The sequence below is a fragment of the Stenotrophomonas rhizophila genome (assembly GCF_000661955.1).
GTDB lineage: Bacteria > Pseudomonadota > Gammaproteobacteria > Xanthomonadales > Xanthomonadaceae > Stenotrophomonas > Stenotrophomonas rhizophila.
The window spans coordinates 3,781,083-3,796,317 of the sequence record NZ_CP007597.1; the positions used below are offsets into that span (position 1 = coordinate 3,781,083).

The following is a 15,235-nucleotide window of genomic DNA, read 5'->3' on the forward strand; positions in this document are numbered from 1 at the left end:
ACCCCGGCTCACAACTTCAGGTCGAGCAACCCATCGCCCAGATCCCCGTCAGACAACGTCTGCTGGATCAACGCGCGATGTGCCTGCTCGCTCCACAATTCAAATTTGTCGCCCATGCCGAGCAGAACCGCCTTCTTTTCAATGCCAACGGCACCGCGGTGGCTGGCAGGAATACTGATGCGGCCGTTGCCGTCCAGCTCCAGATGCGCGGCCGAACCGACCAGCTTCTGTTGCAGCAGACGCACGACGCGCTGTGTGTTGGGTTTGGCCATGACGTCGTCGCGGACCCGTTCCCACTCGGTTTCGGCATACAGCCACAGGCAGCCGGACTCGAAGGGGTTGTAGGTCAGGACCAGGCGGTTGTTGCTCACACGCGCGACAAGGTCACGATGCGCGGTGGGAACCGCCATGCGTCCTTTATCGTCAACCGTGATGGCCGTCTCGCCCTGAAACACGACGCGTGCACCTTTCCTTCGCCCGGATGAAACATTGAACCACGAAAAACCACAAAAAACCCGGTTTTGCCTCTGTTGCCCACCTTAGCAGTGCCGATTGGGTTGTCAACAACTTTGCGAGCGGGAAATCACTTTGAACATCAAGGGCTTGCAGCAATGTTTAGAGACTTGTTCAAGGCTTATCCACAAGTTGCTGTTTCGTCTCATTTTTTGAGATTGGGGCGAAGTTCAGGCCCGTGTAGAGGGCGTGAAACATAGGCGCGTATTCATGCCAACGCCCGTCGCCATTGGCCTGGCCTTGCGCAAACCCGGCACAATGCCGGCCATGTGCCTGCTTGCCCTTGCTTGGAAGACCCACCCCCGCTGGCAGCTGCTGATGGCCGGCAACCGCGACGAGTTCCACGCCCGCCCCACCGCCGCGCTGGCGGCCTGGCCGGCGCCCGACCACGGGCTGCTGGCCGGACGCGACCTGCGCTCGGGCGGCACCTGGGCCGGGGTCGGACCCGGCGGCCGCATGGCGGTGGTGACCAACGTGCGCGACCCGCTGGCCCGCCAGACCGGCCCCTCCCGCGGCGCACTGGTGGCCGACTATCTGCGTGACACCGCCCCGGCCGCCCGCTTCGCCGATGCGCTGGCCGCCCGCGCCGCCACCTTCGCCCCGTTCAATCTGCTGCTGGCCGACCGCGACAGCTGCGAGTTCCTGGGCAACCACCCGGCGGGCCGGCAGGCGTTGGCGCCCGGCGTGCACGGCATGTCCAACGGGCCGCTGGATGCGCCGTGGCCCAAGACCGCGCGTTTGAACGCCGCCGTGCAGGGCTGGATCGCCAGCGGCAGCGACGACCTGGCCCCACTGTGGGCGGCGCTGGCCGATGAAACCCGGGCCGACGACAGCGCCCTGCCCGACACCGGCATCGGCCTGGAGCGCGAGCGCTGGCTGAGCGCGGCATTCATCCGCAGCCCCGAGTACGGCACCCGCGCCAGCACGCTGATCGCGTTGGATGCCGACGGCGAGGGCTTCATCCACGAGCGCCGGTTCGGGCCGGACGGCAGCTGCATCGGCGAGACGCGGCTGGCGGTTACGGCGCCAGCTGCGGGGATATGACGCGACGAGCCCGTTTTCGCCGGTGTGCGACGGGGCACTTCAGCCGCGATTGAAGGTGTTCACCGAAGTTTAACGCGTTGCGCCGCAAGGGTTTTCAGGCCATGACGCCGGGCTGGGCCCGGGCGGGCGTCGGCCATGGCCGGAACCGGCATCGACCGTGGCTTGACCCTGCGCATCCCGCAATGAGGATGGGGCGGACGGCACCTTCGCCGCGCCCTCTTCGGACCCGAGCCCCGCATGCGACGCATCCTCTTTCTATTGGCCAGCCATCTGCTGGTCCTTGCCGTGGGCTTCGGCCTGGGCGTGTACTTCCTGCCGATCCTGACCGCTCCCGACGATCCGCCGGTGCAACAGGTACAGGCCGCGATGGAGCAGGCCCGCTACCACGCCACCTTCCACCGCGACCAGAAGGGCAGCGATGCGCTGCACTGGGCCGATGGCGCGCTGAGCGTGAGCGCCACCCAGGTCGCCTTCACCGGCAAGATCGCCCCGGGCCCGGATTACAAGGTGTACCTGACCCGCGAGTTCGTCGACACCAAGGCCGGGTTTGAACGGATCAAGGCCGATGCGGTTCGCATTGGCGAGGTGAAGACGTTCAACCGGTTCCTGGTCGAGGTGCCACCGGGCGTGGACGTGGAGGAATTCACCACCGTGGTGGTGTGGTGCGAGCGCTTCGCGCAGTTCATCTCGGCCGGGCAATACCGAACGCCGGGGTGATCGCCCGCCCTCCGCACGCCGGGATGTGGGACAATGCGCGCGGCGGAGTCGGCCAGACAGTCGCGTCATCCCTTGCGGATGCCGAGGAAAGTCCGGGCTCCATAGGGCAAGGTGCCAGGTAACGCCTGGGCGGCGCAAGCCGACGGAAAGTGCAACAGAAAGATACCGCCTACGTTTCCTTCGGGAAGCCGGTAAGGGTGAAATGGTGCGGTAAGAGCGCACCGCGAGTCTGGCAACAGACCGGCACGGCAAACCCCACCTGGAGCAAGACCAAATAGGGACCTAATGGCGTGGCCCGCGTCGGGTCCGGGTAGGTTGCTTGAGCGCTGCGGTGACGTAGCGCCTAGAGGAATGACTGTCCACGACAAAACCCGGCTTATCGGCCGGCTCCGCCGCTTTTTTCGTCATGACGAAAAAAGCCCCAAGGTTTGCAGCGCAAACCTTGGGCCCCGGGCCACCAGCGCCCAATTCCCCGCGGCTGTACGCCCGCCGTCCTGGCGGGCGCCCTCCGGGCCGTTGCGATTCAACGTTAGGAATCGCTCCTGCGATTCCTTTCGCCGCGCCCCATTTACTAAAGGGGGCTACATGACGTCATGCAGATGCATGTCCTTGATCGAAGACGGCCCGTAGAGCCGGGCTCTGCCCGGCTGCTGTGAACCGCGCGCCTGCGCGGCGTGCTTGGCCTGCACATCCGGTAGAGCCACCCCATGGGTGGCTGCGTTACGTTTTGGCACCGCGTGCAGCCACCCGTGGGGTGGCTCTACCTTTTCCGGCAGCACGTGCAGCCACCCATGGGGTGGCTCCACCCGCCCACGTGGGGCGATCAACTGCCGTACAACGCCTTTCTGGGGGCACCGGTTATCTCGGCGGCGAGCTTGGCTGCGGTCGACGGCGGGAGGTGTTCGCTGAGCTTGGCGTACAGGCGGCGGCCGGCGGCCAGCTGGGCCTGCTCGTCGTCGGCGGCGCCCTGGACCATCACCACGAACTCGCCCTTGCGCTGGTTGTCGTCGGCTTCCACCTGCTGCAGCAGCGAAGCCAAGGTGCCGTCGAGCACGGTTTCAAACAGCTTGGTCAGTTCGCGCGCCAGCACCGCCGGGCGCTCGGCGCCGAAGGTGGCCACCATGTCGGCCAGCGATTCGGTGATGCGGTGCGAGGATTCGTAGAACACCAGCGTGCGGGTTTCCGCGGCCAGGCCCTGCAGGCGCTCGCGGCGGCCCGAGCCCTTGGCCGGCAGGAAGCCTTCAAAGGTGAAACGGTCGCTGGGCAGGCCAGCCACGCTCAACGCGGCAATGGCCGCGCAGGCGCCCGGCACCGGGCTGACCCGGATGCCGGCCTCGCGGGCGGCGCGCACCAGGCGGTAGCCCGGGTCACTCACCAGCGGGGTGCCGGCATCGCTGACCAGCGCCAGCGATTCGCCGGCCTGCAGGCGGGCCACGATGCGCTGCGCCAACGCTTCTTCATTGTGGTCGTGCAGGGCCACCAGCGGTTGCTGGATGCCGAAGTGGGCCAGCAACTGGCCGCTGCGGCGGGTGTCTTCGGCGCAGATCGCCGCCACCGAGCGCAGCACGTCCTGCGCCCGCGGTGTCAGGTCGGCCAGGTTGCCGATCGGGGTGGCAACGACATACAGCGTGGGGACAGCACTCATCGCAACGGCACTCGTGGGTCAAGGGTAGAATCGTACCGTTCCCCGGCCACGGCCGCTGCCCCCATCGAATGGACCTGATCATGAACAAGCCCGTCGCACGGATCTCCGCCCTGTCGTTGTCGCTGCTGCTGCTTGCCGGCTGCGCCACGACGAGCCTGACCAGCGCGCCCGAATCGCCGGCGCAGGCCCAGGCGTTGGCATTGATCGATCAAGGCAAACCGCGCGATGCGGCCGTGCAGCTGGAAGCGCTGGCCAACACGCTCAAGGGCGCCGCCCGCGCCGCCGCACTGGCCGACGCCGCGTTCGCCTGGCACGAAGCCGGCGACGCCGCCCGCGCACGCACCCTGCTGGCACAGATCACCCCGCGCCAGCTCAACGGCGCCAGCCTGCAGCGCTACCACCTCACCAGTGCCGAACTGGCGCTGGCCGACAAGCAGCCGGCGCAGGCACTGGCGCTGCTGAAGGAATCGGCCGACAACGTCGCCCCGCCGTTGCGCACCCGCTGGCAGCTGGCCCGCGCCAACGCGCTGCAGGCCACCGGCGACCTGTTCGGCGCCGCGCAGGAACGCGCCCGCGCGCATGCCGCGCTCACCGGCCAGGCCCGCATCGACAACCAGCAGGCCATCGCCAGCGTGCTGGGCACGCTCGACGATGCCACCCTGCGCGCCCGCGCCGCCGCGCTGCCGGCCAACGAGCCGCTGTACAACTTCGCCGGCCGCGCCCTGATCGCGCGTGGCCTGCCGCTGCCGCGTCCGTTCGATCGCGAACAGGCCCTGCAGTTTGACACCAGCAAACGCCCGCCGGCCATGAGCGATGGCTACCGCCCGCCGGTGAAGATGGCCGTGCTGCTGCCGCTCAGCGGCCGCTTGGCCACGGCCGCGCAGCCGGTGCGCGACGGCCTGCTCAGTGGCTACTACGGTGAAAGCCGCCGCCGCCCGGACATCCAGTTCATCGATACCGCCGGCACTGCCGCCGGTGCCGTAGCCGCCTACGACAAGGCGGTCAATGCCGGGGTCGATTTCGTGGTCGGCCCGCTGGGCCGCGACGAAGTGGACGCGGTGTTCGGCCGCGCCCAGCTGCCGGTGCCGGTGCTGGCGCTGAACCGCGGCAAGAGCAGCCCGCCGGCCGGCAGCGCCGGTTTCTCGCTGGCCCCGGAAGACGACGGCATCATCGCCGCCGAATACCTGCGTGGCCGCGAGCGCAGCAAGGTGCTGGTGGTGCACAGCAATGACGACAACGGCCGCCGTGCCGCCGCCGCGTTCCGCGAGCGCTTCGCCCAGCGTGGCGGCCAGGTGGTGGCCAGCATCGGCGTGGGCGAGACCGTGGGCAACATCGACGCGCAGATCCGCAATGCCGGCGCCGTCGATGGCGTGCTGCTGGCGGTGAAGGCCCCGCAGGCGCGCGCGCTGGCCCCGCAGCTGGCACTGGCCGGCGCCGGTGGCGCCACCCGCGTGGGCACCTCGCAGCTCACCGTGGGCGCCGGCAAGGCCGAAGAAGACATGGCCCTGGACGGCATCGTGTACCCCAACGAAGCGTGGAACGTGCGTGGCGTGCCGGGCCTGCCGTCGGCCAGCACCGCCGGGCAGATTCTGCCCACCGCGCGTGGCGCGGCCGGCCGCCTGTTCGCGTTCGGGTTCGATGCGTGGAAGATCAGCGCCTACCTGGACAAGATGGCCAACGAAGGCGGCCTGCCCGGCGCCACCGGCACGCTGTTCCTGGACAGCAACGGCAACGTGCTGCGCGTGCCGGCCTGGTCGACCTTCAGCGGCGGCCGGCCGATGCCGATCGCCAGCGCCAACTAAGCCCCATGCCAACCGCGCGGGCACAGCGGGGCGCGGCGGTGGAAGCTGCCGCGCAGGCGTACCTGTGCAACGCCGGGTTGCAGCCGATCAGCGCCAACGCGCGCTATCGCGGCGGTGAACTGGACCTGGTCATGCGCGACGGCGACACCACGGTGTTCGTGGAAGTGCGCTACCGCGCGAGTGCCGGGTTTGGCGGCGGCGCGGCATCGGTGGACCTGCGCAAACGGCGCAAGCTGGTGCTGGCCGCGCAGCTGTTTCTGTCGTCTCACCCGGCCCTGGCGACGCGGCCTTGCCGGTTCGATGTGATCGATGCCTGGGGGGAACCGCCGCAGTTGAACTGGCTGCGCGATGCATTCCGGCTGGAGGATTGCTGATGGATCGGTGGGATGTGCGTGATTCGGGGATGGCGTGCAGCCGGGCAGAGCCCGGCGCTACGGGGCGGTGGGATGTGGGTGACTCCGGCATTGCCTTGCGCCGGCCAGCGGCCGGGGGCGTGGCGCATGCCTAGTGTGTTCACGCATGCGGCAATTCCGTTGGCGCTGTGGTGTGCGTCCGATCGCGGGCGCATCTCTGCGCCGTTGCTGGCCGCCGGCGTGATCGCAGCGATGCTGCCGGACGCCGATGTGCTGGCCTTCGCGCTGCACATTCCCTATGCCGACAGCTTTGGTCATCGTGGGGCCAGTCATTCGATCGTGTTCGCTGCGGTGCTGGCCGTGCTCGCTGCGGTACTGCACACGCGCCTGCGCGCCAGTGCAGTACAGGCCGCCGCGTTCGTTGGCATCAGTGCGCTGTCGCACCCGCTGCTGGACGCGTTCACCTCCGGCGGGCTGGGTGTTGCCCTGTGGTGGCCATGGAGTGGCGAGCGGTTGTTCGCGCCGTGGCGCCCGATCCGTGTGTCGCCGTTCGCCGCGCAGTTCTTCAGCGCGCGCGGCCTGGCCACTGTTGTGTCTGAACTGCGTTGGGTGTGGTTGCCGCTGGCCGCCGCCGTGATCGGCTGGAGGCTGATCCAACGCGCCCCTGTGAATTCCCGGAACGCCTGATGTCGACCACCCCCGCCCTGCCCGCTGCCTTTCTGTCCACCGTGCATGCCCTGCTGGGCGACGACGGCTGGCGCACCGATGACGCGGTGCTGGCCGCCCACGCGCAGGACAACTCCTGGCGCAGCCAGCTGCCGCTCGGCGTGGCGTTTCCGCGTGACCGCGAGCAGGTGGTGGCGCTGGTCCGCGCCTGCCGCACGCACCATGTGGCCGTGGTGGCGCGCGGCGCGGGCACCGGCACCACCGGCGCGGCGGTACCGGTCAACGGCAGCATCGTGCTGTCGTTCGCGCGCATGGCGCGCATCGTCGACATCCAGCCCGGCAACCGCTGCGCGGTGGTCGAACCGGGTGTGCTCAACGGCGACCTGCAGCAGGCGCTGATGCCGCACGGCCTGTTCTGGGCACCGGACCCGTCCAGCGCCGACATCTGCAGCATCGGCGGCAACCTGGCGTGCAACGCCGGTGGCCCGCGCGCGGTGAAGTACGGCACCAGCCGCGACAACGTGCTCGGCCTGGTGGCGGTCACCGGCGCAGGCGACCTCATCCATTGCGGCGGCGCCTACACCAAGGACGCCACCGGCTACGACCTCACCCACCTGCTGGTGGGCAGCGAAGGCACGCTGGCGCTGATCGTGGAAGCCACACTCAAGCTCACCCCGCTGCCGGTCACCCAGGCCGGGCTGCGCGTGCTGTACCGCGATGCCGATGCCGCAGCCGCAGCCGTGTCGCGCCTGATGGCACAACCGGTGGTGCCCACGCGGCTGGAATTCATGGACGCGCGCAGCCTGGCGCTGCTGCGTCGCAATGGCGCCGACGTGCCCGAGGCCGGCGCAATGCTGCTGGTGGAAGCCGACGGCGACCACGACACCCTGCCCTACCTGCTGCAGGCACTGGCCACCGCCGCCGAGGGCGACGGCCTGCTGGCGCTGGACGTGGCCATGGAAGGGGCCGCACGCGAGAAACTGTGGGCCGCGCGCAAGGCGCTGTCGCCCGCGCTGCGCAGCATCGCCCCGGGCAAGATCAACGAAGACGTGGTGGTGCCGGTGTCGCGCATCCCCGACCTGGTGGCCGGTGTGCAGGCGCTGGCGCGCGATTACACGCTGACCATCGTCACCTTCGGCCATGCGGGCAACGGCAACCTGCACGTCAACATCCTGTACCACCCCGACGACGCCGACGAAAACGCACGCGCGCATGCCGCGCTGCCGAAGATCTTTGAGCTGACCTTGGCGCTCGGCGGCACGTTGTCCGGCGAGCACGGCATCGGGCTGGCCAAGCGCGATTTCATGGCGCAGGCCTTTTCACCGGCCACGCTGGAAGCGATGCGGGCGATCAAGCACGCGCTGGACCCCGATGGCATCCTCAACCCGGGCAAGGTGCTGCCGCCGGTGTGAACCTGCACGGCCGACCCCAGCGCGGCTCCCGCACCTACCCGCTATGGCAGCACCATGTCGCGGCGGCGCGCCTTCATCGGTAGGTCGCTGTCAGCACCGCCTCGCCAATGATCGTCCCGGGTTGCAGGGCATCGGCCGTGCGCCTGTAGCGCGCGGTGAAGGGAACGTCCTGGCTGCCCTTGCTGGACCAGCCGTGCTGCCAACGCTGTCCGAACTGCACCGGGTTGCCTGCGCGCAGCATCTCCAGCCGCACGCCACCTGCGTCGGACCCGCCCGCAGGCGTCAGCAGGCTGCCAGCATTGCCGGCGTCGTTGGCATCGGTCAGCACCATCTCCACATCCACGTTTGCACTCGGGCAGGTCATGGCCACTGCCACCGCCTTTTCCCCTGCCGTACTGCCCGCAGCCGCCAGAAGATCGGCCGACACCGGATCCAGCGATTGCGAACTGTCGGCCAGCGTACAGGTCAGCGTGGGCACGTTCACCTCGAGGCTCACGTGGTGCTGGATGCTCTGCGAAGGATCGTTCTCGTCCCACGAGGTCGCCGTGCCCAGCGATGTCAACGGAATGCTCTCCATGGCCCCACCGCGGAAGAACAGCACGACGGCGAGGTTGACCGAGACCCCTTCAGTTGCGGGCGACACGAAGCCGGGATTGCGATGACGCCTGCCCACGGGCACCGAGTCTTGGCTGCGGCCACCGTTAGAGTCAACTGCGTCCACCAAATGCACGAAGCCGATCAGCGGCGAGCGCGGCCCAAGGCTATACACGCTGTAGGTCCTCCCGGCGTCCGTAATCTCTCGCTCGTACGTCAATCCGCTGAACGGCAGCTCAGTGAGAAACGCGTTCTGCCCACTGTCGCACTGATACCCCCCCGTCACAAAGCCGCTGTTGACCACCGCCAATCGCCTGTCCGGCAGATCCAGGTTCGGCATCGTGAGGCTGACGGTGAGGTCCTGGTCGCCGGGAGCAAGCCGGATGCAGCCGGCAGAGGCTAGCGGGGAGAGTGACAACAGCGCCACCACCAGCGCGGCGCCGTTGCGGACGCGCCGCTTGGCACAAGCTGTCGGCTGACGGACACTGGCAGCGCTCATCAGTCGTAGGCCGCCGTCACCGTGATCTCGGTCTGCACCGCGCCGGCGGTCAGCCCCCCCAGCACCGGCAGGTAGTAGCCGGCGCGCAGCGCATAGCTGGCGGTCGCACCGGTGACCGGCACCACGATGCCGCTGTCGCCGCGCTTCAGGTACGTGGTGCCCGTTGCACCGGCCAACAATGCGACCGACACGCCATCGGCGGGACCGGTACTGGCGGTGTTCTTCCAGCGCTCGGCATCGCCATCGGCGGCGGTGCCGTCGAACGACAGCGTGGCCCGGGTGACGCCTACGCAGCCCGCGAAGTTGAGTGCCCCGGCCTTGACCTGGTTGTCGCCCTGGACAAGATCGTTGGCCCTGACCGGATCCAATGTGATCGCAGGCGCTGTCAGCGTGCAGGTGCCGGGCAGTACGCGGCCGTTGATGGTCAGCGTGGCGGTGTCTGCAAATGCCGATGGCGCGCTGGCAAGCAATGCGCCCCACACAACCAGGTGGGCGACGGAACGGATGGGAAGCGAACGGAACATACGGAAACCTCGTGGGTGCGTGGAAGACATCAGCGGTGGGACACATCGGGAGTGGTCATGCCGGTCTGGCTGGCGTCAGCAGATGCGGACAACACATCCCTGTCACCGGCTTCCGGCACGGCCAGCGCCGCGCGCAGCCCGGGTGACAGGCGCGGCTGTGGCTGGCATATCGCCTGGGTCCAGGACAGGCCATAGGCGTCGGGTGCTTCGGGGCTGCGATACTCCAGCCGGCAGCGGTGCGGGCCATTGGGGTCGACGATCAGCGTGCCGCTGTCCTGCGCGCCGCGCAGCTGGATGACCCCGCCCTGCCCGACCGCGCCCATGGTGCGCCCGTCGTCGCCCTCCACCCGCGCCGCGAACGGCAGCGGCTGCCCAAGGGCGTCGGTGGCGTCGATGAACAACGTGCGCTCGCGGCGCGCGGTGAACGCCACCCGCACGATGCTGCCCGCGGTGGGCGCCACGCGCTGGGAGGTCTGCAGCAGCTCCACTTCCAGCGGCAGGCCGGACGGGTCCAGGTCGATCTGGTTCCAGCGATAGGGGCTGACATGCGGCAACAACGCGTAGCCATTGCCGGCCACACGGATCGGGTCGCCATAGCCCACTTTCGCCCCTTCGGCGCCCTCGGCCTGGACCAGCACGAAGCCCTCGCCCACCGCGGGACCGAAGTTGATGCCACCCGCGTGCAGCGCCACGCTGCCAGCCGCCCCCAGGTTGAGGCTGCGGTAGCGTTGGGCCTGGCTGTAGCCCGCGTTCAACGCAACGGTGCCGCCCTGGTAAGCAACATAGGTGTCAACGCTGCCCGACTCGGCGGCCGACCGGCTGGCCGTGGCGCTGTAGGTCAGTGCGCGTGATTCGCCCAGCGCACCTGCGACCCCCAGCTGAAGCTTGCCACCCTGGCCGGAATGGCCCACCTGGGTGGTCGCACGTGGCGCACTCGGGCTTCGCCCCAATGGCACGCCGAAGGTGAAGGTGTAGCGGGTGTCCTGGCGACCGTCACCGAGGCGATAACGCATTGCCGACAGGCTGTAGTTGGCGCGGCCCAACGTGCTCTGGAAGCCGAGCTGAAAGTCGTTCTGCCGCTGCGTGCTGTCCCAGTAAGCCACATGGCCGCCGCTGAGGTACACCGAGCTGCGCGCGCCAAGCCGCTGGGTGAAATTGACCTGGTAGCGCTGTCGCGCACGCGTGCTGTAGCCCCACGCATCGTCGTGCGCGCGCGCGGCATCGTTGAGGGTGAGGTAGCCGCGCGTGCTGTAGCGATAGGCGGCAAGACCGACGTTGGTGCCTGTTTGTGCAACGTAGCGCTGAAAGTTCAAGCGGATGCTGTTGCCGGTCACCGCATCGTCTCCGCGCAGACGCGCGCGCGAGTGGGTCACATCGGCACCGAAGGCGCCGATCGCGGTGTTGATGGCTGCACCGGCCAGCACCGACTGGTACGCCTCACCCGCCTGCGCACCGCCGAGCAGAGTCAGGCGGTTGCTGATGCCACGCGCGTAGGTGCCTTCGGCAAACCGCAGGGGCTCCACGTTGCCGCCGGCGTCGCGCAGCACGCCAGCCGTGGCACTGAAGCGGGAAGAGCCGACCCGCAGTGCCTGTGGCACCGCAGAAAAGCTGACCGAGAACCGCTGTTCGCGGCCGTCGGCTTCGGTCACGGTGACAACCAGGTCGCCACCGAAGTTGGTCGGGTACAGGTCTTCGATCAGGAACGGACCCGGCGCGACGTTGGCCTCGTGGATGATGTTGCCGTTCTGGTGAATGCGCACCACTGCATTGCCTTCGGCGATGCCGCGTACCGCCGGTGCATAGCCGCGCAGTGAATCGGGCAGCATGCGCTCGTCGGTGGCCATGCGCACGCCGGTGAACGCCACGCTGTCGAACAGTTCGCCACCGGTATTGCCCTGTCCGAGCAGCAGCTGGCTGTTCCAGTCTGGCAGGTCGCGTTGCAGGTGGCTGCTGATCACGTCGTGATGGGTACCGCGCTCGCCTTGGTTCACCGATGCACGATGGCGCAACCGCCACGCGCCCAGGTTGAGGCCGGCACGCAGGCCCAGGTAGCGGTTGTCGCGCCCATCGCTGCGGTGCTGGTTGAAACTGTAGTCAATGAACCCGGCGTTGATGCCGCGGTCGCGCTGCGCCGGGGCGACATACCCGCGCGCATGCTGTGCCTGGGCGGCCTGCGGCACGCTGATATCCAGCTGCAGGATGCTGCTGTCGAAGGCCACGGTTGCGCCTTCAACCAGTGCCGGCAGATCCATACAGGTGGCGTCCTGTGCTGCCAATGCGTCCAGATAGGCCGGCTTCAACGACAGATGGCCTACCAGCTCGGCGGGCAGACAGGCCGTGGCGATGTGCGGGTCACTGGAGGCGACGAAGGAGATGTCGCGTGCCAGCAGAAACTGGCCATTGACGTTCACTTCCACCGCGTAGTCACCGGCGGGCAGTGGATTGCCATTGGCATAGCGTGACATGTCGATGGCGTCGCCACCGAGCAGGAAGCCCTCGCTGAACTCGATGGCCGGCGCGGGCGCTGCCCATGCAGGTGCGGTCAACACCAGTGCAATGGCTGCCGACAGGGTGCGAAGCGGGGCGGAAACAGACAGGTGCATGGCAATGCCCGGCTGAACCCGGACGTCGTGCAATGGGGAGAAGTGGGAGGCTAGGCCTGCGATGCCACCCAGGCCATGCAACTTATTGCAAACGATGGGCGACGCAACTTGTCCTAGCCCAACCGGTTGAACACGTCGAAATGCCTGGTCCGGCCGTGCGACATGCAGAAACGTCGCCTTCGGAATGATTTCAAAGCCATCGTCGCCCAGGGTCTTTTGCAACTTCTTGCATGTCCGCAGTACCGGGTTTCGCAGACACTGCCGCCGTTCGCCTCTGGGTGACGCCCTTTCCATCAACACGAGATACCTTCATGAATCCGAAGATCCGCCTGCTTGCACTGTCGCTGCTGGCCGCCGTCGCTGCTCCTGCCTTCGCCGAGAATCTGGAAATCACCGGTGAACTGCTCACCTCCACCTGTGCCGTGCAATCCACCGGCGGCACGATCACCGTGGCGATGGGTCAGGTCGACCTCGCATCGGTGAACGCTGCAACGCGGGCGGGCCAGAAGAACTTCAGCATCAGCCTGGATTGCACCGGTTCGGGCGCCTCGCAGGACGTGGGCGTACGCTTCGGCGGTACGCCGGATGGCAGCACCGGCAATCTGAAATTGACTGCGGCGTCCACCGCGCGCCAGGTCGGCGTCGCGCTGTATGACGCCGCCGGCGTCCAGCAGAAGATCGGTGAGGACCCCACCCAGTGGGTGACCATCGCCGCCAATGGCAGCGGCCAGCTTGACTACTCCGCGTGGTACGCGTCGCCGGGACAGGATGCTACGGCCGGCATCGCCAATGCATCCGGTGACTTCGTGGTGCTTTACCGCTGAGCCGCCCCGGGATGGCTGGCGTCACCGCTGGTCATCCCTTCCATCGAGAGGTGACATATGAAACCCCGTGCATCGACTGGGGCCTTCGCGCTGGCCGTCTTCCTGGCGTCCCTGCCCGCGTCGGCAGCGGTAACCCTGCAGGGCACCCGCATTGTCCATGACGCCCAGAAAGGCCGCGACGTCACGATCAAGGCCAGCAATACCGGCGGGCAACCGGCAATGACCCAGGTCTGGATCGACGATGGTGACAGCCAGGCGCGTCCAGAGAACGTGCGAACCCCCTTCCGGCTGACGCCAGCCGAGCCGCGCCTGCTGAATGCCCACCAGGGCCAGGCCTACCGCATTACGTATGCGCCGCGTCCGTCGGAACCGGCGCTGCCGACCGACCGCGAATCGGTGTTCTATTTCAACCTGCTGGATATCCCACCCAAACCGGCCGATGCCGCGGGCAAGAACCTGCTGCAGTTCGCGGTGCGCACGCGGGTGAAGCTGTTCCACCGGCCTGCGGGTCTGCCAGGAGCAGCGCGTGATGCCGCTGCAGCACTGGTATGGTCCAGTGCAGACAATGCGTTGCAGGTCACCAACCCCACTGCCTACCACGTGACGCTGAGCACGCTGACGCTGGCTGACGGCCGCAAGGTGGACGTGGACATGATCGCCCCGGGCCAGCAGGTGCACTATGCGCTGCCGACGGGTGCATCGATGCCGAACCAGGTGACGTTCCAGTGGCTGGATGATTACGGCACCCCGCGCGACCAACAGGCCACTGTAGGCGCCCCGTAACACCCCGCATTGCGCGCTGTAGAGCCGGGCTCTGCCCGGCTGCTCAACTCACTCCGCGAAGTGCTGGTACCCGCCGGGGCCGGTTTCGCCTTCGCAGTGCACGCCCTGCCCTTCCACGATGCGGCCGATGCGGGTGAGCGGCAGGCGCAGCGATTCGGCCACGGCATGCAGCGCCTCGCGCTGGTCGGCGGCGGCGGTGAAGCACAGTTCGTAATCGTCGCCGCCGCGCAGGGCACACGCCCGCGCGGCATCGCGGCCAAGGACCGCACGCAGGGCCGGTGACAGCGGCACGGCGTCGGCATCCACCTCAGCACGCACGCCACTGCGCGTGGTGATGTGGCCCAGGTCGGCCAGCAGGCCGTCGGAGATATCCACCGCGGCATGCGCGAAGGCGCGCAGGCGCAGGCCCAGCGTCACCCGCGGGGTGGGCCGCAGCAGGCGCAGGCGCAGTGTTTCGTAGTCGCCCAGCACGGTGGCGGTGGCGATGTTCAACTCGCCGCGCTGCCACAACTGCAGCGCACCGGCGGCATCGCCGAGCGTGCCACTGACCCAGATGTCGTCGCCTACCTGGGCGCGGTCGCGGCGCAGCGCCTGGCCGCGTGCCACCTGCCCCATCGCCGTGACCGACAGCGACAGCGGGCCACGCGTGGTGTCGCCGCCGATCAGCGCAATGGCGTGTTCGTCGGCCAGTGCGAAGAAGCCGTCGGCGAAGGACTCGATCCAGTCCGGGTGCGCGTCGGGCAGCGACAGCGCCAGCGTGCACCAGGCCGGGCGTGCGCCCATGGCGGCCAGGTCGGACAGGTTGACCGCCAGGGTCTTCCAGCCGATGTCGAAGGGCATGGTCTCGGCCGGGAAATGCACGCCGCTGTTGAGCGTATCGGCGGTGACCACCAGCTGTTCGTTCGGTCGCGGCTGCAGCAGCGCGGCGTCATCGCCGATGCCGAGCACCACGTCGTCGCGCTCGGCGGTGCGGGCACGGATGCGGTCGATCAGGGCGAATTCGGCAAGGGACATGGGGCGCTCCCGCGGTTGTACGTGCCGCGCAATGCGCGGTGGGCGGTTGTACGTGCCGCGCGGCGCGCGGTTGTCGGTTGTACCTGCCGCGCTGCGCGCGATGGGCGGTTGTGCCTGCCGCGCTGCGCGCGGTGGGCGGTAGTGCCTGCCGCGCTGCGCGCGGTTGTCGGTTGTACCTGCCGCGCTGCGCGCGGTTGTCGGTAGTGCCGGCCGCTGGCCGGCAACCTCAGCGTCCCGGCGGT

14 protein-coding genes and 1 other RNA gene are annotated in these 15,235 nt (G+C 68.4%); 9 read left to right on the plus strand and 6 right to left on the minus strand.

Features of this window, described 5'->3' with window-relative positions:
- Nucleotides 1-8 precede the first annotated feature (8 nt).
- Nucleotides 9-455 carry a division/cell wall cluster transcriptional repressor MraZ gene (locus tag DX03_RS16570; RefSeq protein ID WP_038690512.1) on the minus strand — a complete coding sequence of 149 codons (447 nt, stop codon included), beginning with the start codon at nucleotides 453-455 and terminating at the stop codon, nucleotides 9-11.
- Nucleotides 456-780: 325 nt separating this feature from the next.
- On the opposite strand from DX03_RS16570, the gene DX03_RS16575 reads away from it, so the two are divergent.
- The 3 genes from DX03_RS16575 to rnpB all read left to right on the plus strand — a co-directional run bounded on the left by DX03_RS16575 (nucleotide 781) and on the right by rnpB (nucleotide 2,669).
- Nucleotides 781-1,557, plus strand: coding sequence for an NRDE family protein (locus DX03_RS16575; RefSeq protein ID WP_038692499.1), 777 nt, complete (start codon nucleotides 781-783; stop codon nucleotides 1,555-1,557).
- Between the two features lie 237 nt (nucleotides 1,558-1,794).
- Nucleotides 1,795-2,274 (plus strand): DM13 domain-containing protein, encoded by a 480-nt coding sequence (locus DX03_RS16580; RefSeq protein ID WP_038690513.1) that lies wholly within the window; start codon nucleotides 1,795-1,797, stop codon nucleotides 2,272-2,274.
- A 44-nt stretch (nucleotides 2,275-2,318) separates the two neighbouring features.
- Nucleotides 2,319-2,669, plus strand: an RNA gene (gene rnpB / locus DX03_RS20510) — RNase P RNA component class A.
- Nucleotides 2,670-3,097: 428 nt separating this feature from the next.
- Here rnpB and rsmI read toward each other — a convergent pair.
- A complete protein-coding gene (gene rsmI / locus DX03_RS16585) occupies nucleotides 3,098-3,919 on the minus strand; it encodes a 16S rRNA (cytidine(1402)-2'-O)-methyltransferase (protein ID WP_038690514.1) in 822 nt (273 codons plus the stop codon).
- 80 nt (nucleotides 3,920-3,999) lie between these two features.
- Here rsmI and DX03_RS16590 point away from each other — a divergent pair, with 80 nt between their 5' ends.
- The 4 genes from DX03_RS16590 to DX03_RS16605 all read left to right on the plus strand — a co-directional run bounded on the left by DX03_RS16590 (nucleotide 4,000) and on the right by DX03_RS16605 (nucleotide 8,152).
- Complete coding sequence (locus DX03_RS16590; protein ID WP_038692502.1) at nucleotides 4,000-5,721, plus strand: penicillin-binding protein activator; 1,722 nt, start codon at nucleotides 4,000-4,002, stop codon at nucleotides 5,719-5,721.
- 5 nt (nucleotides 5,722-5,726) lie between these two features.
- Entirely contained in the window at nucleotides 5,727-6,095 is a 369-nt protein-coding gene (locus DX03_RS16595; protein ID WP_038690515.1) for a YraN family protein, read from the plus strand.
- Between the two features lie 126 nt (nucleotides 6,096-6,221).
- Entirely contained in the window at nucleotides 6,222-6,761 is a 540-nt protein-coding gene (locus DX03_RS16600) for a metal-dependent hydrolase (RefSeq protein WP_038690516.1), read from the plus strand.
- Nucleotides 6,761-8,152 carry an FAD-binding oxidoreductase gene (locus DX03_RS16605; RefSeq protein WP_038690517.1) on the plus strand — a complete coding sequence of 464 codons (1,392 nt, stop codon included), beginning with the start codon at nucleotides 6,761-6,763 and terminating at the stop codon, nucleotides 8,150-8,152. Before DX03_RS16600 ends, DX03_RS16605 begins: the two co-directional genes overlap by 1 nt.
- Nucleotides 8,153-8,225: 73 nt before the next feature.
- Here DX03_RS16605 and DX03_RS21440 read toward each other — a convergent pair whose 3' ends face one another.
- From DX03_RS21440 to DX03_RS16620, 3 genes are read right to left on the minus strand one after another with little or no spacing between them, the layout of a single operon-like run.
- Nucleotides 8,226-9,245, minus strand: a complete 1,020-nt coding sequence (locus DX03_RS21440) for a fimbrial protein (protein ID WP_244880136.1) — start codon at nucleotides 9,243-9,245, stop codon at nucleotides 8,226-8,228.
- A complete protein-coding gene (locus DX03_RS16615) occupies nucleotides 9,245-9,769 on the minus strand; it encodes a fimbrial protein (RefSeq protein WP_051598892.1) in 525 nt (174 codons plus the stop codon). The genes DX03_RS21440 and DX03_RS16615 overlap by 1 nt, the downstream gene beginning before the upstream one ends.
- A 29-nt stretch (nucleotides 9,770-9,798) precedes the next feature.
- A complete protein-coding gene (locus DX03_RS16620) occupies nucleotides 9,799-12,372 on the minus strand; it encodes a fimbria/pilus outer membrane usher protein (RefSeq protein ID WP_081797261.1) in 2,574 nt (857 codons plus the stop codon).
- A gap of 311 nt (nucleotides 12,373-12,683) precedes the next feature.
- Between DX03_RS16620 and DX03_RS16625 the strand changes: the two genes are divergently transcribed.
- Together DX03_RS16625 and DX03_RS16630 are read left to right on the plus strand one after the other, a co-directional pair.
- Nucleotides 12,684-13,196 (plus strand): fimbrial protein, encoded by a 513-nt coding sequence (locus tag DX03_RS16625; RefSeq protein ID WP_038690518.1) that lies wholly within the window; start codon nucleotides 12,684-12,686, stop codon nucleotides 13,194-13,196.
- A 57-nt stretch (nucleotides 13,197-13,253) separates the two neighbouring features.
- Nucleotides 13,254-13,979: a fimbrial biogenesis chaperone gene (locus DX03_RS16630; RefSeq protein WP_038690519.1), complete on the plus strand. Its 726-nt coding sequence runs from the start codon at nucleotides 13,254-13,256 to the stop codon at nucleotides 13,977-13,979.
- Nucleotides 13,980-14,027: 48 nt separating this feature from the next.
- Here the strand turns inward: DX03_RS16630 and thiL are convergent, their stop codons facing one another.
- Nucleotides 14,028-14,993, minus strand: a complete 966-nt coding sequence (thiL, locus tag DX03_RS16635) for a thiamine-phosphate kinase (RefSeq protein ID WP_038690520.1) — start codon at nucleotides 14,991-14,993, stop codon at nucleotides 14,028-14,030.
- Nucleotides 14,994-15,235 lie beyond the last annotated feature (242 nt).